The sequence below is a fragment of the Pseudomonas sp. G5(2012) genome (assembly GCF_000408945.1).
GTDB lineage: Bacteria > Pseudomonadota > Gammaproteobacteria > Pseudomonadales > Pseudomonadaceae > Aquipseudomonas > Aquipseudomonas umsongensis.
In genome coordinates, this window is sequence record NZ_APIO01000073.1 from 18,938 (window position 1) to 38,553 (window position 19,616).

Below are 19,616 nucleotides of genomic sequence, written 5' to 3' on the forward strand. Positions count from 1 at the left end.
TGTTTGAAAAGACGCTGAGGGCCGCTTCGCGGCCCAACGGGGATAAATCCCCTCGCCACAGATTTCTTGCCCGCCGAAAATAGTCTTAAGTGAACAGCATTAGGCACTTGGCCGGGCTTTATGGATATCCAACAGTTCCTGGTGATAACACAACTTAGACAGTGCTTCGAACAGCCTGAATGCCTGTCTTGTTGCTTCGCTGACGCAGGTTTCTAAACCACAGTATTTGTAGGTTTCGAGAAATACTGTGGTCATCTCAAGAGAGATTATTTGGCTACGGCAGCACTCGTTAGGACGCTGCTGCGGCGAAGGACTATAACGCCACCGAACGCTGCCAGAATCGATCCGATCAATACCCCGACTTTGACTTCATCAATCAAAAGAGCTGATCCGGCGAACGCCAGATTGCCAATGAATAGGCTCATGGTGAAACCAATGCCGCACAACAGTGCTACGCCATAGAGTTGAACCCAGGTGCTCCCTTCCGGCAGCTTGGCCAAGCCCATACGAATGGTCAGAGCAGCCAATAGGAAAATACCGACCTGCTTGCCCACCAACAGACCCAGGGCTACACCCAGCGGAACCGGATCGACCAGGTTCTCCATCGAAATTCCGGACAATGAAACACCCGCGTTGGCGAAACCAAAAATCGGCACCACTGCGAACGCTACCCACATGTGCAGCTTCTCTTCCAGGAAAAGCAGCGGAGATCGGGCTTCCTCTTCTGGCTTGCCCATTGGGATGCACATCGCCACAGCGACACCCGCCAGCGTGGCATGTACACCCGATTGCAGCACGAAGAACCACAGTACACCACCGACCAGGAGATACGGGAACAATCGCCTTACGCCCAATCGATTCATTGCGATCAGAATGACCAGAGTCGCAAGCGAGGCCAGTAACATCGGCATGGAAAGGCCCGACGTATAGAAAAAGGCGATGATCACCACTGCGCCCAGATCGTCAATGATCGCTAAGGCAGCCAGAAACACTTTCAGCGAAGTCGGGACTCGCTTACCCAGTAACGACAAAACACCTAAAGCGAATGCGATGTCAGTAGCGGCCGGGATCGCCCATCCCCCCAAGGTCTCAGGATTACCCCAGTTTATTGCGATGTAGATCAGCGCAGGAACAACCATGCCGCCCAAAGCACCAAATCCAGGTAAGGCGCGCTGCCCCCAAGTGGAAAGCCCACCGGCCAGCACCTCTCGTTTGATTTCAAGACCGACCATCAGGAAGAAGATCGCCATCAGACCATCATTCACCCAATGCTCTACAGACATGCCCATCCAAACGCTGTGTAAGGCTGCAAAGTAACTCTGGGATACAGGCGAGTTAGCAACAATCAGAGCGGCCAGAGCTGCGCCCATCAACACGAGACCGCCAGCGGATTCCGACGACAGGAAGCGAGTCAGAATCGCTGCTGCTCTAGGGGTTTCGGCTTTAGCTTGATGCTTGGTCATCAACATCCTTGGGATCACTTAAAAGGTAATAGATTAACATCTGGCCTACACGAACATGGCGGCGTTAAACAGCCTGAAACAGTTAATGTTTAAGGCCATAACCAGGCATTAATGCTGTTCATTCATTGCTCTGGAATGGGGGTTTTAGGCCAGAACCTATTCGCATGCGAAACAATATACAGGCCGCCCATCGCTTCCATACCCCATGCCCTTTTCGAATAACCCGATCAGTCTTCCCATCGCTTGATACCATCCAGCACACTTGTATGAAGATTTAATGTCTGGAAGGCCACTGTGAACATTATCCGTCGCTGGTTACGACAACCCTATGCACGTCTCATCACTCTGTTCGGACTGGTTCTGATCGTGCCTGTGTGCATGCGTGCGGCACTGGGTTGGTCGAATCCACTCGGCTACCTTTCAGATCTGGGAACTGCGAGCCTGCTCATCGTACTCCTGCATCGCCGTCCTTGGTGGTTAGCACTTCCAGTGCTGCTGGCATGGGGAGTTATGACGCTGGCGACTGCCGAACTGGTCAGCGCGGTCGGTAGACTTCCAAACTCCTCAGACCTGCACTACCTGATCGACCCTCAGTTTTTGGAAAACTCTACCGGTGGTGGTTTCGCCCAGCCTTGGCTAGCCGCCACTCTGTTTCTTGGACTGGTGATTTGGCTGATCACGCAGTATCTGGGACGTTCCACTGCCGCTCCAGGCTTGCCGCGAAGCGCGTGGGGAGCACCGCTACTGCTATTGATCACCCATTGGGGCGCTCAGCACCTGTCCCCCTCAGAGGAAGACCAGTGGCGCTTGTTCAACCTCCCGCACCAGTTGATGGCCGCGAGCGTTGGCGATGTTCAGGCAAGCGCAGAAGAGTGGTTGGAAGGTGATGTTGTCGATGTCCCACCGCAAATGGCGGGGCTCACTCAGCTCGATTTGGACGGACAGAAATTGCTCGCGGCACCGGGGCGTGCGCGTAATGTGTTGATCATCGCGCTGGAAGGTATTCCTGGCGCTTACGTCGGCGTCAACCGCCAAGCCCTGCACAGCAGGTATCAAGAAAACCTCATGCCCAACCTCAGTCATTGGGCAGAACGCGGCATGAATACGCCGGACTATGTATTACACAGCCATCAAACCATTCGCGGCCTCTACGCGATGCTTTGTGGCGATTACGACAAGCTGGACAACGGCACGCCCAAGGGGGTCGAAATGTTGACCCAGAGTGAGCGCAACCAAGCCTGCCTACCTGCCCAGTTGCGCAAGAACGGGTTTGCCACGCACTACCTTCAGGGGGCAGGCCTGCGATTCATGGCCAAAGACAAGATCATGCCGCACATCGGCTTCGACGCTACGCACGGGTTGGAATGGTTCTCTAATAGCAACTACCTGGAGTTCCCTTGGGGCAAGGATGACAAGGCTTTCTTCGAGGGGGCGCTCGAATACGTCGGCCAGCTGAAAAAGCAGAAAAAGCCGTGGATGCTGACCCTGCTGACCGTTGGCACCCACCAACCCTATTCGGCCCCTGAAGACTACCTTGAGCGCTACGACACACCCAAGCAGGCCGCCGTCGGATATCTGGATGATGCTCTCGGACAATTCTTCAGCAGCCTGGAACGTCAGGGCATCTTGAAAGACACCCTGGTGGTAATCACCTCGGACGAGTCCCACAGCATAGATGGTGTACGCCTGGCTTCCTCATGGGGCTTCAACCTGATGCTAGCGCCCGAACAGGATCAGTTGCCCAGGGTGAAGTCTGGGGTCTACGGGCATGTCGATCTGAGTGCCTCGATACTCGACTACTTCGCCTTGCCTGCCCCCTCAGCCTTGAGCGGTCGGTCCCTGTTTCGTGATTATGAAACGGGCCGCGAAATTATGTCATTCACCAACGACAAGCTGCGCTATCACGATGGCCAAGGCACCTTGACCGAGTGTGATTTTCAACAGCGCTGTCGGTTTTACGCCAGCAAAGGCTTTATTGCCGAGCGTGCGACCTTGACTGGTCAGTACGGCGGTAAACGCGCCCGACAAATCACAGCAAGAGCGACGGCGCTGGATCACTCGCTGCTCCGGACACCATTGAACCAGCACTACCAGTTCGGCAGCCCCGCTATCATCCCGCTTCAAGCGCAGATCAAGGATGACTGGGCCGACAACCTTATCGGTGCTCAGTACCTCGAAATGCCTAAGGGCTCGCACACTCGCGTTCGCCTGACCGTGCGCTCGGTAGATCCACAACAGAACGCCTACATACTGCTCAAGGCCAAGGAGCTGGAGCAGGATGTCCAGCTGGGCCTGCCAGCCGAAATGGTCGTCACAGCAGACCAGCCACTGGAGATGGACTTCAGCTTTGACAATCCGCAGTCGCGTAAGGCGTTTTCGTTCCACTTGTTGGGCTATGGATTGGGTGCCGTTGAAGTGAGCGACTTCAGCGTGATTACCGAGTTGCCAGAAGCACTAGAGGTGCTGGATGAGAACCCGGTCGACAGCAGTGCTCAATCAAGCTAGGTACCTCATTGCTTGCACTCTTACTATGAGTGCAAGCCCTATGTGGACTGTAACGTAATGATTTATAAAAGTATTGCAGCAACTGCATTCCAATACTCTTAACAGATCGAACTTACTAAAAGCAATATCAGGGTGCTGCGACCATAAATCACAAGAGGCTTAGATCGAAGAATAGATTGCTCCGTAAATATCTTGTCACACTACCGTCTGCCAACAATTTGATTTAAGTCAATAATCATCAAGCGCTTGGTTGCATGGATCTTTTAGTTCGTATCAGCTGGTTAATAGAGTGAATGTAAGAAAATCCAACGATTTTTTAAGCGTTCTGCTATACCCGCGCCCGCCCATGACCAACTCAGCCCAGTTCAGTCGAGCTATGCGCACAGGAGATATTCATTGAAGAAGCCGGTGGTCGACGCAGCAGCTGAGCTAACACTAGTTCCCACGCATTCCGTGGCGTGGCATACGCTGCCTGCAGAGCAAGTGATGAACCTGCTCGAGGTGAATGAGCATGTCGGGTTGGAGGCAACCGAAGTTCAAGCCAGGCTTGCCCGCACTGGTTTCAACAGGCTACCAGAAGCCGCACGTCGGCCTGCGTGGCTCAGATTCTTGCTGCAATTTCACAACATTCTGATTTATGTGCTTCTAGGATCCGCTGCGATTACCGCGATGCTGCAACATCTGTGGGACACGGTGGTGATTCTTGCGGTAGTAATTGCAAACGCAATCATTGGATACGTCCAGGAAGGCAAAGCGGAAAAAGCCATGGACGCTATCCGGCAGATGTTGGCACCGCACGCAGCAGTAGTTCGCGCAGGCGAACGCTTGAGTGTTGTAGGTGAGGCGCTAGTACCGGGCGATATTGTATTGCTGGAGGCCGGAGACAAAGTACCTGCTGATTTACGCCTGCTGCACGCGAACAGACTGCAAATTCAAGAAGCAATTCTCACCGGTGAATCCCTACCAGTAGAAAAACATACTGAACCAGTAGGTCTTGAAGCTGCCCTGGGTGATCGTACATGCATGGCATTCAGCGGCACCCTCGTGACTTGCGGGCAAGCAACAGGGGTTGTAGTTGCTACCGCAGCAGTTGCTGAAATCGGACGCATCAGTACGCTGCTTGCAGGAGTAGAAACGCTGACCACCCCGCTGGTGCAGCAAATGAACGTATTCGCGCGCTGGCTGACGATCTTGATCTTGTTAGTCGGTGGCCTTTTGCTCGTGTTCGGCCATTATGTCGGGCACTACGCATTCACCGAGATCTTCATGGTCGTGGTGGGGATGTCGGTAGCGGCGATACCTGAAGGGCTGCCAGCAGTCCTTACTATTACGCTGGCTGTAGGAGTACGGGCAATGGCTCGCCGCAACGCCATCGTGCGTCGCCTACCGGCCATCGAAACGCTAGGTTCGGTATCCGTCATCTGCACTGACAAGACCGGCACTCTCACCCGCAACGAAATGATGGTGGCATCGGTCGTCACGAACGATCTCCTCTTCACCGTCGATGGCGCAGGTTATCAGCCAGCGGGAAGCATCAGTCTTGCCGATCAGTTAATCGACATATCGTCTCACCCCGCGCTGTCAGAATTGGGGCGAGCAGCAGGTCTTTGCAACGATGCCGTGCTGCGCCTGCATGATGACTTATGGAAGGTAGAGGGCGACCCGATGGAGGGTGCCTTGCTAGCATTTTCCGGAAAGACCGGAATCGATAGAGATGAAGACCATCGGGCTTGGCCCCGCACCGACGCCATACCATTTGACGCTAAACACCGTTTCATGGCGACACTGCATCACAACCATGATCGACATGCCTCTATCTATGTGAAAGGCGCGCCAGAGCAAATACTGGCCATGAGCACGCAGCAGTTCGTAAACGCCGGCGGAACTGAACCGCTCAATGCGGAATACTGGCACGCACGGGCAAACGCCATTGCTGCCAAGGGGCAGCGTGTATTGGCGTTAGCAGTGAGATCGGTTCGGCCCGAGCACACCGTGTTGGAGTTCGGGGACGTGCAAGGAACGTTAACGTTGCTGGGCATGGTCGGCCTGATTGATCCACCTAGACCCGAGACGATAAAGGCAGTTCAGCAATGCCAAGGGGCGGGCATTGTCGTAAAAATGATCACTGGCGATCATGGCGGCACCGCCGCTGCTATCGGTCGCCAGATTGGCCTGCAAAATCCCGACAAGGTGCTGACTGGCGTGGACCTGGACGCCATGAACGATGCTGCCCTCAAGGAAGCGGTAAAGGACGTCAATATTTTTGCTCGCACCAGCCCCGAACATAAGCTCAGGTTGGTAATGCTGCTGCAATCGAACGGCATGACAGTGGCCATGACCGGCGATGGCGTTAACGACGCACCAGCGCTAAAGCGTGCCGATGCCGGTATCGCCATGGGTGGAAAAGGCAGTGAAGCCGCCAAGGAGGCCGCAGACCTGGTGCTGGCAGATGACAACTTCGCATCCATCGTGGCTGCAGTACGCGAAGGCCGGACAGTCTACGACAACATCAAGAAAGTGCTGAGCTGGACGCTGCCTACCAACGCGGGCGAGACCATGACCATCATCGTCGCGCTGCTACTCGGCATTACCCTGCCGGTGACGCCGATACAGATTCTGTGGATCAATCTGATAACCGCAGTGACGCTCGGCATCGCGCTAGCGTTCGAGCCCACCGAAGAAAACACCATGCGCAGACCGCCTCGTTCACGCAAGGAACCACTCATAAGCGGAGCCTTAGTCTGGCATATGGTGCTTGTTTCCGTTCTTTTCCTCTGTGGTGTTTACGGCATTTTTTCGTATGCACTCGACCGCGGCTACTCCGTGGAGTTGGCCCGAACCATCGCGGTGAACACGTTAGTCGTGATGGAAATATTCCATCTGTTCTTCATTCGTAATCTCTACAGCACATCGCTTACCTGGAAGGGCATTCGCGGCACCAAGGTCGTGTGGATGACCGTCACAGTGATTACCTTCGCTCAGTTCGCCATCACGTATGCGCCACCGCTGCAAAAGGTGTTTGCAACAGAGGCAGTCCCCTTCCTTGATGGCCTGCTGATCATCGGGGTTGGTGTTGCGCTGTTTGCGGTAATCGAGATAGAAAAACAGATTCGAATCCGCTTGTCCGAGTAGAACGGGTTGCATACTGGGCATACCCTAAACGACAAGCATCTTCATGCCACTGAAAGAGGATTTGGAAAATGCATAAAATACTTGTAGCGATCGATGGTTCCGAGCATTCGGAGCGCGCGGTGCGTTACCTTATTGGGCTGATCCAAGATGGCGGATTACTGGGCGGTAGTGTTGAGGTACATCTGGTGAATGTGCAGCCACTTTTACCAACTCGAATCGCACTCGACATGAGCGAGGATGAGCGTGATCGTTACTATGGGGATAAAAGTGCTGAGGATTCACAAAAAGCTGAGGTGCTTCTGAAGCAAGAAGGGATTGCATTCGCACTCCATACCTTACAAGGCGATGCAGCCAGCCAAATTGTGGCGTGTTCGCGTTCCCTTGGATGTGACAGCATCATCCTAGGTTCGCATGGCAATGGTTTTTTGGCGGGGATTTTTCTGGGCTCTGTCGCGGCAAAGGTGATTCAGCTCTCGGATTTACCAATCACCCTAGTCAAATAGGAGATCGTGAATGGTTTGACAGCACGGCACCCATAACTGGATTGTCAAAGACAGTTGTTGGGGAAAGGTTTTGATGGAGCTTTGCCCTTTCGCCGACCATGAAGCCCTATGACGAGCGGGGTGTTGATACTTTTTGAATCAAATGCCTTCTCGACAATGATTTGATATCGATTAGCCTAGGATTGCTCCCCAACAGAAGACCCTCGGCGAATTCAATAATGTCTAGGGCCTTTGTGACCATGTTCTCGCGTTGCCTGCGTTATGGGCGGGGTCGCGTCGGCACCCGAAAGGGTGGTCGGCCTTCGTGGTCGGCACTCCAACCTTCGCGGCTTTGCCCACCACTCATTATAGTGATATCGCGCTCAATCAAGCAGAGGCATCACGCCTGGAAATGCTTAAAGCGCCTTTGCTTACTCATGCCCTTCGTTCCGGCACGCACACAGTGGAGCGTCGAAGCGTTGATGAAACTACATGGGCATGTAGATTGTACTCGGAACCCAGCAATACCCCTCCTGCACCTCTTAATAGCGCATGCCCAGCTACGACGTCATGAGCTGAAACAGGATAGAGCGAGACACCACATACAGCATCGCCGACGGCAACTCTTGCTAACCTGTATGCAATTGAAGGCATTGCATGAAAACACGCTGGTGCGCACAGCTCACGATTGAGCTCCGGTTTATTCACCGCCGCAGCGCTGACCATTACTCTACTGCCTTTCGAGAGCTTTTTATCAGCAAGACCAGCGCTTACTGGTTGGCCGTTGCGAATCAAGTGTGAAAGACCTTCCGTCCGACCGATACAATCAGGAGCCCCCTCAGGAGTAACAGTGGCATACACGACCCCAAGCACTGGGATAGTTACATGCAGCAGACCCACCGACAGAGCAGCCCCCTTCAACCCCATCAAAAAATCCTTGTCGACCCACTGATTCATTGCTCAGGGAGAGCGCCATGCCTTTAGACATCCTGCTGTCGGAACATGCAACGGAAGAACAGCGGTCAGCCATTCTGACCCCGTTGCTGGCCCACAATCTGGCCAAGGGTGGAGACGACGCCCATGAAACTTTTGCCCTGTTGCTGCGAGATCCTGACAGCAATGAAATCATTGGCGGGCTGTACGGAAAGGTTTCCTATCGATGGCTCCTCATCGATCTTGTCAGTGTTCCCGAGTCGATGCGGGGCCAGGGTATCGGACAACGGCTTATGCACATGGCCGAAGACATCGCGCAGAAAAAGTACTGCATAGGTATCTGGCTGGAGACATTCAGTTTTCAGGCACCGGGATTTTATCAAAAGCTGGGCTACTGCGAATTTGGGCGCCTGACGGATTATCCGCCGGGACATACCCGAATGTTCTACCACAAGCTGTTGTGCTGACGGCACATTGAACCTTGAGCCGATTGCTGCACTTGATACCGGGTAGCTATCAATTATGGGGCGCTCGTATTCGATGACCGCCCTTCGGCCCTTCGTGGCAGGCAGCAATCGGCCAGGAGCGAACTCTATGATTTGAGTCTCGAACCTTTCTGGTCTCTGCATGTTTATGAAGGCTGCCTTACCAGCGAAGGTGATGACCAGGCCAACTCGTTCGCCAAAATATACGCATCGCTTTGCATGAAGAACCTTCCAAATCTGGAAGCACTCCGAGAAAAACCCAGGCCAATCCCTAGCCTTCCCACCGAAAAAGCGGCGTTGTTTCTGGCAGGTAATCCTGGCGACGCTTGGTCTGTTCCAGACAAGTACGGAACGTTTGTGTTAGCGCTTCCCAGCGGCAAGATTTTTTGCGCTGTGCATGTCCGCAGGGCAAGTACTGAGACCGCTATCAAGCTGTTCACTGGACTGGTCGCAAATCCACCCTCTCCGTTTACCTCAACGCTGGTAAAAAACGAGCAAACACACTCACCCTCAAATGGGCAAACTCAAACCCTTTCCTACGAATGGTCAGTTCCAAGCACGACACGAAAAATGTTGTTTACCATCACTACTGCCACATCTGAATCCGCACAACTTCAAGTGCTGGGTTCAGCAACAATCATCAGCCAATAGAAGCAACCACTGCGGTCAAAAGATTGCACAGCAACGACAAGCAGCAGTTATCCATTTTAGCCACTGCTGACCGGCGCAATCGACCAGAAGTAGTCGTTTGAGTGGTGATAAAAATCTGGCCCCTAACCCCTGTGACTCTATTCCTTGGACTCGCTTACGAATTACGACCAGGCAGCATGCCTTTCAACACCTCGTCTTTTTCAACGAAGTGATGCTTGAGCGCCACGATGACGTGCCCTCCCACCAAGGCTCCGCATAGCCAAGCAACATAGGTATGAATCGATTTTGCCAAGCCATAAAGCGATTGGTCAGGATCGACCATAGGCGGTAACTGAAAAAGTCCGGCCACGAGGATGGGTTTATCTGCCACAGAGCTCCAATACCAGCCAGAGAGTGGTAGGCCGATTAGCGCAATTGCGTAAAGCATAAAGTGACCAAAGAAAGCCCCACGCTTCATTAGCGGGCTCATCGCCGCGGGCAATGCCGGCGCGGGGTGAGTGATCCTCCATGCGATACGCACAACAATCAAAAACAGCAACGTACTCGCCATCGCTTTGTGCAGGAATGTCAGCTCATGATGCGTATTAAACTCATCACGCCAGTGAGTGGCCAGGATTCCAATGAACCAGGCACCGATCCAGAGCAACGCCATCCCCCAATGCAGCCACTTTGCAGTACTGGTGTAACTCTCTGCTTTTGCCATCCTGTGTGCCTTTTCAGTTCAATCGTGGATGAATTATTGCCTCGATAAGTCATCGAAAAAAAATGACAATTACTGCTTATAAGAATCGAATAGCTCGATACATTCCAATCAGAACCTCCCCGGCTACCAAGCTTTCCCACTCCAAAAGAGAAGGTCAGCAATGGGTCCAGGCTGTGTGAAAACGCACTGAACACTTCGAAAGCTGAGAGCTACGGGCGTTGCCTGCGAAACCAGCAGACGGAATCGCGAATTGCCCTAGTCAGTTACATAGGCGTTCGTTAATGCTGTTTGGGCCGCGTCAGCGGCCCAAACAGCAACTCACGGACGATCAAGCGGGTGGATCACGCCCTGATCGCTTCAAGCAGTCCTGAGATACCGAAGATGCTCATCATTCGTTTGAGGTTGTAGGCCAGCACATGAAGGCTCATCTCGGTGCTTACCCTCGGCAGGGTTTTGGTCAGGAAGTGGGTACTTCCCATCCAGTATTTGAGCGTTCCAAATGGATGTTCAACGGTCTGTCGGCGGCGCCTCATCATCGTTGGATCATTTTCAAGCCGTACCTGCATTGCATCGGCTACGCCTTCATGTTCCCAGCGCTTTACCCGGCGCTCCTTACCGGTCGTACATTGCTTGTGCATTGAGCAGGACTGGCACCCCGAGAAGTAGTAACAGTGCAATAACATGCCGTCTTCCACTGAAGAATGCCGCCGGGTCAGCAACTGTCCCGCAGGGCATCGATACTCGTCCGATGCGGCAAGGTAGATGAAGTCCTGCTTACCAAATCGGCCTTCGGCTTTGCTGCCTGATGTCAGGGGTTTCGGTACGAAGGTGGTGATGCCAGCCTGCTCGCAGGCAAGGATTTCCAGACCCTTGTAATAACCTCGGTCGGCTACCACTGTCAGCGACTCGGCGCTGATCTCCTCACGCGCCTGGTTCGCCATATTGCTGAGTTGCGTCCGGTCATTGCCAACGTTGGTCACCTCATGGGCAATGATCAGATGGTGTTTGTCGTCGACGGCCGTTTGTACGTTATAGCCAACCGTTCCGGTGCCTCGGCCGCTCGTGGCCATTGAGCGTGCATCTGGATCGGTGAGGGAGATTTGCTGGTCTGGGCTGTCGTGAAGCTGCGCCTCGATGTCTTTGAGTTTCTGCATCTGCTGTTTCAGGGTTTCAATCTTTTCTTTTAGCCGCTCGGCTTTGGCCTCAGCCACTTCGGGCGTTGCCCGATCCGCCGAATCCATTGCCGCCAGATATCGATCAATGCTCTGCTCGATCTGCCGCATGCGTGCCTTCACTTTGCCCTGGGTGAAGTTGCGGTCGCGATTATTGACGGCTTTGAATTTGCTGCCATCGATGGCGATGATCGATTGAGAGAAGAGATTGAGGTTACGGCAAAGCACCACGAACTGGCGGCATACGCTGCGAATAGCTTTGCCGTTGTCCTTGCGAAAGTCGGCAATGGTTTTGAAATCCGGAGCCAAACGCCCCGTTAGCCACATCAACTCGACGTTGCGCTCGGCCTCACGCTCAAGCCGGCGACTGGACTGAATACGATTGAGGTAGCCGTAGATATAGATCTTCAGCAAGACCGCTGGATGGTAGGCGGGGCGACCCGTTGCAGCAGGATCGACGCCCTCAAAACCAAGTGCACCCAGGTCGAGTTCATCGACGAAAACGTCGACCACGCGCACTGGATTTTCTTCGGCTACGTAATCGTCCAGGCACTCCGGCAGCAAGGTGACTTGCGTCCGAGACTCACCTTCGATGAATCGCTTCATGATCGTCCCCACCACGATCTAGACGATCAGAAGATTAGACAATCGCAGGCGTTTTCACACAGCCTGGGTCGCTTTCAGCCCCTAGTGACAGGCAGAAATCGCCAATAGCAGCCACTCGCAGTAGGAATACCATGTCTATCATGCCCGCATCTCGGGTGAGCACATGACCAAGCTAACTGCCGAACTTCACTTCGTGATTATCGGAGACCGCAAATCTGCAATACCTGTCCTTTTTCGTGAGTCGTACCAATCGCTCATCTTGAAAAAAACCAGACTGACTTGCAGAAACTTCACCGCGCCAACAAGTAGATACCTCTGCAAACCGCCAGTCGGAAATGTTGGCGAAATTAAGCGGATAACGCGTGATGAGAGCCATTTGAGCCACAAAAACGGCCTGTCTACGAAGCCCGAGAGCGCAATGTTCTCAAGTCTGTACGACCTTTCGACAGTTTCACTCGCAACGGGGTTATTTGGAGCGATGGTTCCGAATCTGAGGTGGACGCGGTAATTTGGTGCACCGGTTTCAGGTCAGCCCTACAGCATCTTGAATCACTGGGGCTGGTCAACGCCGAGGGCCGCGTTGAGGTCGAAGGCACCCACTCGACCGAAGAGCCAAGGTTGTGGTTGGTTGGTTACGGTGAGTGGACAGGTTCGGCGTCCGCCACACTGATCGGTGTGACACGAACAGCACGAAGCACTGTCAATGAGATCGTAGCCTTTCTCGCCGGTCAGTCCGCCTGAGGCGGACTGCAATCGGCCTTGGTGTATACCGCTGACTGTTGCGGAGAGCCTTGCCTGACATCTTCCGCAGAAGCGTAACGTTGGACACTGACCATGCAGTCGTTTATGCGCTGAAGCAGGATATCCTTCAGCAGTCCTTGGTTGTTGGCTGGACAGTTGCTGCCCTCTTTCACCACCCAGGATGCTCGCTTCTCATCGCGGCTAATCAGGCTGCCAAACTCCACCGTGCAATCCCCCCATTGCAGCCTGTCGACGGAAAGTCGAAGTGACGGTAGCGCTCAAGCATCTCCCTGGTTACTGCGCCACTCTCCTATAAACCATGTCCCCACCGCATCCTGTTTGACGGTTTCATATCGCCTCGGCATGCTTCGGCAGCCCGATAGAAATCAATGCAGCGAGCAGAACGAATGCGCTCGATATCCACAAGCATGCTTCCAGCCCATACACCTGATAAACCCAGCCGGACAGCACCGTGCCTATCAGCCGCCCCATGGCGTTGGACATGTAATAAAATCCCACGTCCAGCGACACGCCGTCTTCCTTGGCGTAAGAGACAATCAGGTAGCTGTGCAGCGACGAATTCACCGCGAACAGCGCGCCAAAGACCATTAATCCGCCGAGTAATACCTCCTGCTGTGACACCCCGGTGTTTAGCCCGAGAGCAATGGCCGCAGGCATTCCCGCCAATGCAAGTGCCCACAGGAACGCCGCACGACCATCCGGTACGTGCCCTCGTTTCTTGCCGGTGATGTTGGGCGCGAAGGATTGCACAATGCCGTAGCCAATCACCCAGGCCGCGAGGAATCCGCCAACCTCCCAGAAGTCCCAGCCGAAAACGCTGCTAAGGTAAACCGGCAAGGCCACCACGAACCAAACGTCGCGGGCGCCAAACAGAAACATCCGTGCTGCCGAAAGAATATTGATCGCCCGGCTCTTGGACAGGATGTCGCGAAACTTAGGCTTGGCTTTCGCTTTGCCCAGGTCCTTCTTCAAGAGGATCAAGCTGCTGATCCAGATCAGAGCCAGGGTACCCGCCATGGCCAGCAAGGCACCTTTGAAGCCAATGAGTGCCAACAAGGCTCCGCCCAGAAAGAAACCCACACCCTTGAGTGCGTTCTTCGAGCCGGTGAGAATCGCCACCCACTTGTAGAGCTTGCCCTGCTGCCCATCAGGAACCAGAAGCTTGATGGAGCTTTTGGCACTCATCTTATTCAGGTCTTTGGCGATCCCCGACAACGCCTGAGCGCCCATCACCCAGGGGATGGTCAGCCAGGCCAAGGGCACTGTCAGCATCAGCAGCGCCGCGACCTGGATACCCAGCCCGATGTTCATGGTTCGGTTCAGACCCAGCCGAGCACCGAGATAGCCGCCCACAAGATTGGTGATTACGCCAAAGAGTTCGTAGAACAGGAACAACGCCGCGATTTGCAGTGGGCTGTAGCCCAACGCGTGAAAGTGCAGCACCACCAACATGCGCAAAGCGCCGTCGGTGAGGGTGAAGGCCCAGTAGTTGCCCGTCACGAGCAGATACTGCCGCACTTCCGGAGCGAGGGCTGACAACGCTTTCATGATCGCTCCTCAGACTGCCAGGCCGACCATTTTGGCCAGTTCGACGGTACGGTTGGCATAGCCCCATTCGTTGTCGTACCAGGCGTAAAGTTTGACCTGGGTGCCGTTGATGACCATGGTCGAGAGCGCATCAATGATCGATGAACGCGGGTCGGTACGGTAGTCAATGGACACCAATGGACGCTCCTCGAAACCGAGGATGCCTTTCAGCTCGTTCTCGGAAGCGTCCTTGAGGAGCTGATTCACCTCCTCCACAGTGGTGGCTCGCTCGACTTCAAAGACGCAGTCAGTTAACGAAGCGTTGGCCAGCGGTACGCGTACAGCGTGACCATTCAGGCGTCCGCGCAGCTCCGGGAAGATTTCGGCGATGGCAGTGGCCGAGCCGGTACTGGTTGGGATCAGGCTCATGCCGGAAGCACGCGCACGGCGCAGATCCTTGTGCGGCTGATCGAGAATGCTCTGGGTGTTGGTCAGGTCGTGGATGGTGGTGATCGAACCGTGGCGAATGCCCAGCTTCTCGTGGATCACTTTCACCACTGGCGCCAGACAGTTGGTGGTGCACGAAGCGGCGGTGACGATGCGATGTTCAGCCGGGTTGAACAGCTGATGGTTGACGCCCATGACGATGTTCAATGCGCCTTTTTCCTTCACCGGAGCGCAGACCACCACACGTTTAACGCCCTGATCCAGGTAGGCCTGCAACACCTCCACAGTTTTCATCTTGCCGCTGGCCTCGATCACCAGATCGCAACCCGACCAGTCGGTGTCGCCAATCGCTTTGTTCGCAGTCACCTTGATGCGCTTGCCGCCGATCACTACCTGATCGCCCTCTGCGCTGGCTTCGCTGTGCCAACGACCGTGCACAGAGTCGAAGTTGATCAGGTGCGCATGGGTTACTGCATCGCCTGCCGGATCGTTGATCTGCACGAATTCAAACTCCGGCCAGCTCCAGGCGGCTCGCAGCGCGAGGCGACCGATCCGACCAAAACCATTGATGCCAACTTTGATAGTCATGTTGATGTGCTCTGTATCTGTTGTCAGAGGGAGTTCGACTGGGTGTCGAACTGACCGATGTATTCAATGTGGGCAGGATGCTGAATGGCGCGTGGACGCAACGACTGGACATCGCGGATGGCATCACTAAATGGCACACCGCTCTCGATCAATAACTGAGCGGCGACCAAGCCCGTACGACCCGAGCCGCCCTTGCAATGGATAGCAATCGTGTTCCCTTCGGTCAGCAGCTGCTGGAGTCGCGGATGATGCTGTTCCCATGCGGCTTTGAATGCTTCGCCAGGCGCTTGATCGTCTTCTATTGGCAGGTGAAACCACTCGATGCCGAGCATTTGGCACTCTTCGGGCAGCAGGTCGATCTCGTTCTGAAGCAACTCCTCGGTCGGCATCAGCGTCAGCAACGCCGATGTGCCTGCGTCCTTGAGGGTTTGCAACGCCTCGAAAGGCTTGGTGCCCTTTGTGCCGGGGCACGGGGTGAAGATCAATTGGCCATTGAACTGTGCCAGAGGCAGTACGGAATAAGGGTGTTGTGACAAGGTGAAAAATCCTCAGATGGAGCGCTGATTAACACGTTTCATGAGTGCTTCCGCTGACTCTTTGCGCTCGGAATAACGATCAACCAGATAGTCCTGGCGGTCACGAAGCAGCAGCGTGAATTTCACCAACTCTTCCATCACATCGACGACACGGTCGTAGAACGGAGAAGGTTTCATCCGGCCGTGATCATCGAACTCCATATAGGCCTTCGGCACAGAGGATTGGTTGGGGATGGTGAACATGCGCATCCAACGTCCCAGCACTCTCAGCTGATTGACCACGTTGAACGACTGCGAGCCACCGCAAACCTGCATGACCGCGAGGGTTTTGCCCTGGGTCGGGCGTACCGCGCCCATGGCCAGTGGCACCCAGTCGATCTGTGCCTTGAACACTGCGCTCATGGAGCCGTGACGTTCAGGAGAGCACCAGACCTGCCCCTCGGACCACAGCATCAGCTCGCGCAGTTCTTTCACACGGGGGTGATCGTCAGGGGCGTCATCTGGCAGCGGCAAACCTGACGGATTGAAAATTCGCGTCTCCGCGCCGAAGTGCTCCAGCAGTCGAGCGGCTTCCTCCACCAACAGACGGCTGAAGGAGCGCTCACGGGTCGACCCGTACAGCAGCAAAATGCGCGGCTTATGGATGGAGGTCTTTTCGATGCCGAGCTTGTCTGTCGAGGGGAGATCAACCAGTTCGGTTTCGAGTTGGGGGATAGGGTCATCAAACATAGTCTTTGTCCTGCGCAATGGCGCTCTTGGAGTCATCGAACCAGCGGCGTTTCAACCAGAGGGCCACACCGACCAGGGAAATCAGCACTGGCACTTCCACCAACGGGCCAATCACCGTGGCGAAGGCGACCGGGGAAGCCAAGCCGAAGGTGGCAATAGCCACGGCAATCGCCAGTTCGAAGTTGTTGCTCGCGGCTGTAAACGCCAGTGCGGTGGTACGTGGGTAATCAGCCTTGAGCAGCCTGCCCATCCAGAAGCTGATGAAAAACATCACCACGAAGTAAATCGTCAGAGGGACCGCGATACGCAATACATCCAGCGGCAATTGCAGCACCACATCACCCTTAAGGCTGAACATGGCCACGATGGTCAACAACAGTGCCACCAGTGTCAGCGGGCTGATCTTTGGAATGAAGCGCTCCTGAAACCAAGCTTCACCTTTACGGGCAATGAGGATCCTGCGGGTCAGGAAGCCTGCCAGGAACGGCACACCCAGGTAAATCAGGACCGACTCGGCAATGCTGACAAAGCTGGTCTCAATCACACTGCCTTCCAACCCAAACAGCGGCGGCAGAAGACCAAGGAAGACCCAGGCATACACACTGAAAAACAGGATCTGGAAGATGCTGTTGAACGCTACCAGCCCGGCGACGTACTGATTGTTGCCTCCCGCGATCTGATTCCAGACCAGCACCATCGCGATGCAACGAGCCAACCCGATCAGGATCAGGCCCGTCATATATTCCGGTTGGTCTCGAAGGAAGATGATCGCCAGCGCGAACATCAACACCGGGCCGATGACCCAGTTCTGGACCAAAGACAAAACGAGGATGCGCTTGTCCTTGAAGACTTCCGGCAGTTCCTCATAACGAACCTTTGCCAGAGGCGGATACATCATCACCATCAAGCCGATAGCGATGGGGATGTTGGTTGTGCCCACAGAAAGACTGTTAAGCCACTGCGGCCAGCCTTCGAACAGGCTCCCCAAACCGATGCCCAAGGCCATGGCGAGAAAAATCCACAGGGTCAGGTATCGGTCCAGGAAGGAAAGGCGGCTTTTACTCATGATCATTGCTCCTGTGGTTACAACGTGCCAATCAGGGCCAGCTCTGCCTTGAGCTGTTCGGCACTCAGTTGGGAAAGCGGTAATGCCAGGAAAGCTTCAATACGGGTTTTAGGCTATTGGCAGTGCAGAGGAACTGGATTTTCATCGAGTGATCTCGTGGTCGAAGGCGGAATCAGGCGATTTTGCTTTCACAGCACACGGCTGCCCGTTCAGGACGGTCACCCATTTCATCAAGGCGTTTGGCATCAGGGCTCAACCAGTGCTTGTTGCTTTCCAGCACGGTGGTCAGTACTTGATGAACCCAATCAGGGAGATTCGGGTGCAGTCGGTAATACACCCATTGGCCTTGCCGACGGTCCGACAACAGGCCGCAAGTACGCAGTTGCGCCAGGTGCCTGGAGATTTTTGGCTGACTCTCGTTCAACGCGCAGGTCAGCTCGCAAACACATAGCTCTCCTTCACGGGTGATGAGCATCATCGTGCGGACCCGAGTGTCGTCGGCCAGGCATTTGAAAACAGTGGTCGGTGTCAGATGGTCAGCCATATCGTTTCTCAGTGTTTGTTTTTGACCAAGACGAACATCTTGATGCGCTCATGAATTTCGTGAAGGGTGTGACGGAAGGCATCGGGTTTGGTGCTGGTGACCGGGTCTTCAAAACTCCAGGCCAATGGCTCACCCGCTCCAGGTAAAGACAGGCATTGCGCTGCGGCTTTATCACACAAGGTGATGACGTAATCGAAACGCTCACCACCGAACTCGTCTATCGACTTGCTACGTAATCCTGCGGTGCTCACACCGATGTGTGAAAGCGCCTCGAAGGTGCGCGGATCTACCTGAGTTGGAGTTGTGCCGGCGCTGAACGCCTCGAAATGCTCCGAATCGGTATGCGGCTTAACGAATATATGTTTTTCCGTATGCAAGGTAAAGAGCCAACGACCCATTAATCCATCAAAACGATTAGACTCCGCCAAGCACCTTCAATGAAAGCTGCGTATTACGGCGCTAGCCCGCCTTCCGTGCCTCTTCAAATATCTGCGGTGGCGTATATATGGTTTCTGCAATGAATCAGTCACTCACGCAGAAACAGGTCGCTCCTTGGTTCAAGGACTACCCGGACGGGCAAAAGAAAATAAGAAGGTCGCCCTTAACCCGCCCCGGTCATCGAGGGCGGGTTCTGTTGCTGCGCACTAGGCTTTGCAACACCCCGGCGAGGTACGAGGCGCGGCCTCAAGGATTGTCTCTCCGGTGCCACAACAAGACGTCTGACTTGCCGAGGCCTTCAAGCGATCATCGACTTCATCGAAATCCGAGTTGCAAATGCCCGTTTCCGGAAGGATCAGCTCAACCCTTTTGGCCGCATCCCAATCACCCGCCAGCGCCGCGACGACAGAGCGAACTTGCTCATACCCGGTCATCAACAAGAACGTAGGCGCCCGACCATAGCTCTTCATCCCAACGATGAACAAACCTTCCTCAGGATGGGCAAGTTCTATCGCGCCATGAGGCCTGACCGTACCGCAGCTGTGCGCGTTGGGATCGATCATTGGAGCGAGCAACACTGCGCTTTGAGTTGCGGGATCAAGTGCAATACGCAACTCGGCGAGCAGGCTCATGTCAGGTCGGAATCCAGTCGCCACAATGATTTGGTCCACAGGTGGAAGTATCTGGTCTCCGGCCCTCACAACCAACCCTTGACCACTGCCTACAACCTGATCGATAGCGACGTTTTTGAACAGCTCGATCACGCCGTCATTCAGCAATTGGCGAATCTTCAGGCCGAGCTTTCCGCGCTCTTCCAATTGATCATTCGCCCCCCCCCCCCCCCCCC

The 19,616-nt window shown here is 54.6% G+C and carries 15 protein-coding genes and 4 pseudogenes; 6 read left to right on the forward strand and 13 right to left on the reverse strand.

Going from position 1 to position 19,616, the window contains the following annotated elements; all coding sequences use genetic code 11:
• Positions 1 to 266: 266 nt before the first annotated feature.
• Complete coding sequence (nhaA, locus tag PG5_RS21640; protein WP_020799259.1) at positions 267 to 1,463, reverse strand: Na+/H+ antiporter NhaA; 1,197 nt, start codon at positions 1,461 to 1,463, stop codon at positions 267 to 269.
• A gap of 294 nt (positions 1,464 to 1,757) precedes the next feature.
• Here nhaA and PG5_RS21645 point away from each other — a divergent pair, with 294 nt between their 5' ends.
• The 3 genes from PG5_RS21645 to PG5_RS21655 all read left to right on the forward strand — a co-directional run bounded on the left by PG5_RS21645 (position 1,758) and on the right by PG5_RS21655 (position 7,603).
• Positions 1,758 to 3,968 (forward strand): LTA synthase family protein, encoded by a 2,211-nt coding sequence (locus PG5_RS21645; RefSeq protein ID WP_020799260.1) that lies wholly within the window; start codon positions 1,758 to 1,760, stop codon positions 3,966 to 3,968.
• Between the two features lie 396 nt (positions 3,969 to 4,364).
• Positions 4,365 to 7,100, forward strand: coding sequence for a cation-transporting P-type ATPase (locus PG5_RS21650; RefSeq protein ID WP_042955623.1), 2,736 nt, complete (start codon positions 4,365 to 4,367; stop codon positions 7,098 to 7,100).
• A 68-nt stretch (positions 7,101 to 7,168) separates the two neighbouring features.
• Positions 7,169 to 7,603, forward strand: a complete 435-nt coding sequence (locus PG5_RS21655) for a universal stress protein (protein ID WP_042955624.1) — start codon at positions 7,169 to 7,171, stop codon at positions 7,601 to 7,603.
• A gap of 498 nt (positions 7,604 to 8,101) precedes the next feature.
• Here PG5_RS21655 and PG5_RS33780 read toward each other — a convergent pair.
• Positions 8,102 to 8,518, reverse strand: a pseudogene (locus PG5_RS33780) (inositol monophosphatase family protein); the annotation flags it as partial.
• Between the two features lie 38 nt (positions 8,519 to 8,556).
• Here PG5_RS33780 and PG5_RS21660 point away from each other — a divergent pair.
• A complete protein-coding gene (locus PG5_RS21660; RefSeq protein ID WP_020799262.1) occupies positions 8,557 to 8,982 on the forward strand; it encodes an N-acetyltransferase in 426 nt (141 codons plus the stop codon).
• A gap of 132 nt (positions 8,983 to 9,114) precedes the next feature.
• A complete protein-coding gene (locus PG5_RS34270; RefSeq protein ID WP_155943737.1) occupies positions 9,115 to 9,651 on the forward strand; it encodes a hypothetical protein in 537 nt (178 codons plus the stop codon).
• A gap of 154 nt (positions 9,652 to 9,805) precedes the next feature.
• Here PG5_RS34270 and PG5_RS21665 read toward each other — a convergent pair whose 3' ends face one another.
• On the reverse strand, positions 9,806 to 10,354 hold the full coding sequence (locus PG5_RS21665; RefSeq protein WP_020799263.1) for a cytochrome b: 549 nt from the start codon (positions 10,352 to 10,354) through the stop codon (positions 9,806 to 9,808).
• A gap of 341 nt (positions 10,355 to 10,695) precedes the next feature.
• Positions 10,696 to 12,132 (reverse strand): IS1182 family transposase, encoded by a 1,437-nt coding sequence (locus tag PG5_RS21670; RefSeq protein WP_020799264.1) that lies wholly within the window; start codon positions 12,130 to 12,132, stop codon positions 10,696 to 10,698.
• Positions 12,133 to 12,525: 393 nt separating this feature from the next.
• Here PG5_RS21670 and PG5_RS35005 point away from each other — a divergent pair.
• Positions 12,526 to 12,873: pseudogene (locus PG5_RS35005) on the forward strand (FAD-dependent oxidoreductase); the annotation flags it as partial.
• A 348-nt stretch (positions 12,874 to 13,221) separates the two neighbouring features.
• On the opposite strand, the gene arsJ reads toward PG5_RS35005, so the two are convergent.
• The 9 genes and pseudogenes from arsJ to PG5_RS21715 all read right to left on the reverse strand — a co-directional run.
• Entirely contained in the window at positions 13,222 to 14,442 is a 1,221-nt protein-coding gene (arsJ, locus tag PG5_RS21680; protein ID WP_020799265.1) for an organoarsenical effux MFS transporter ArsJ, read from the reverse strand.
• A gap of 9 nt (positions 14,443 to 14,451) precedes the next feature.
• Positions 14,452 to 15,456, reverse strand: a complete 1,005-nt coding sequence (locus tag PG5_RS21685; protein WP_020799266.1) for an ArsJ-associated glyceraldehyde-3-phosphate dehydrogenase — start codon at positions 15,454 to 15,456, stop codon at positions 14,452 to 14,454.
• A 23-nt stretch (positions 15,457 to 15,479) separates the two neighbouring features.
• Positions 15,480 to 15,992 (reverse strand): tyrosine-protein phosphatase, encoded by a 513-nt coding sequence (locus tag PG5_RS21690; protein ID WP_020799267.1) that lies wholly within the window; start codon positions 15,990 to 15,992, stop codon positions 15,480 to 15,482.
• 12 nt (positions 15,993 to 16,004) lie between these two features.
• On the reverse strand, positions 16,005 to 16,721 hold the full coding sequence (gene arsH, locus PG5_RS21695) for an arsenical resistance protein ArsH (protein WP_020799268.1): 717 nt from the start codon (positions 16,719 to 16,721) through the stop codon (positions 16,005 to 16,007).
• Entirely contained in the window at positions 16,714 to 17,787 is a 1,074-nt protein-coding gene (arsB, locus tag PG5_RS21700; protein WP_042955626.1) for an ACR3 family arsenite efflux transporter, read from the reverse strand. The genes arsH and arsB overlap by 8 nt, the downstream gene beginning before the upstream one ends.
• Before the next feature lie 17 nt (positions 17,788 to 17,804).
• Positions 17,805 to 17,897 (reverse strand): annotated as a pseudogene (locus PG5_RS35410) (arsenate reductase ArsC); the annotation flags it as partial.
• A gap of 62 nt (positions 17,898 to 17,959) precedes the next feature.
• Positions 17,960 to 18,331, reverse strand: coding sequence for a metalloregulator ArsR/SmtB family transcription factor (locus PG5_RS21705; protein ID WP_010455862.1), 372 nt, complete (start codon positions 18,329 to 18,331; stop codon positions 17,960 to 17,962).
• Positions 18,332 to 18,339: 8 nt separating this feature from the next.
• On the reverse strand, positions 18,340 to 18,729 hold the full coding sequence (locus tag PG5_RS21710; RefSeq protein ID WP_020799270.1) for an arsenate reductase ArsC: 390 nt from the start codon (positions 18,727 to 18,729) through the stop codon (positions 18,340 to 18,342).
• 246 nt (positions 18,730 to 18,975) lie between these two features.
• Positions 18,976 to 19,616 (reverse strand): annotated as a pseudogene (locus PG5_RS21715) (flavoprotein); the annotation flags it as partial.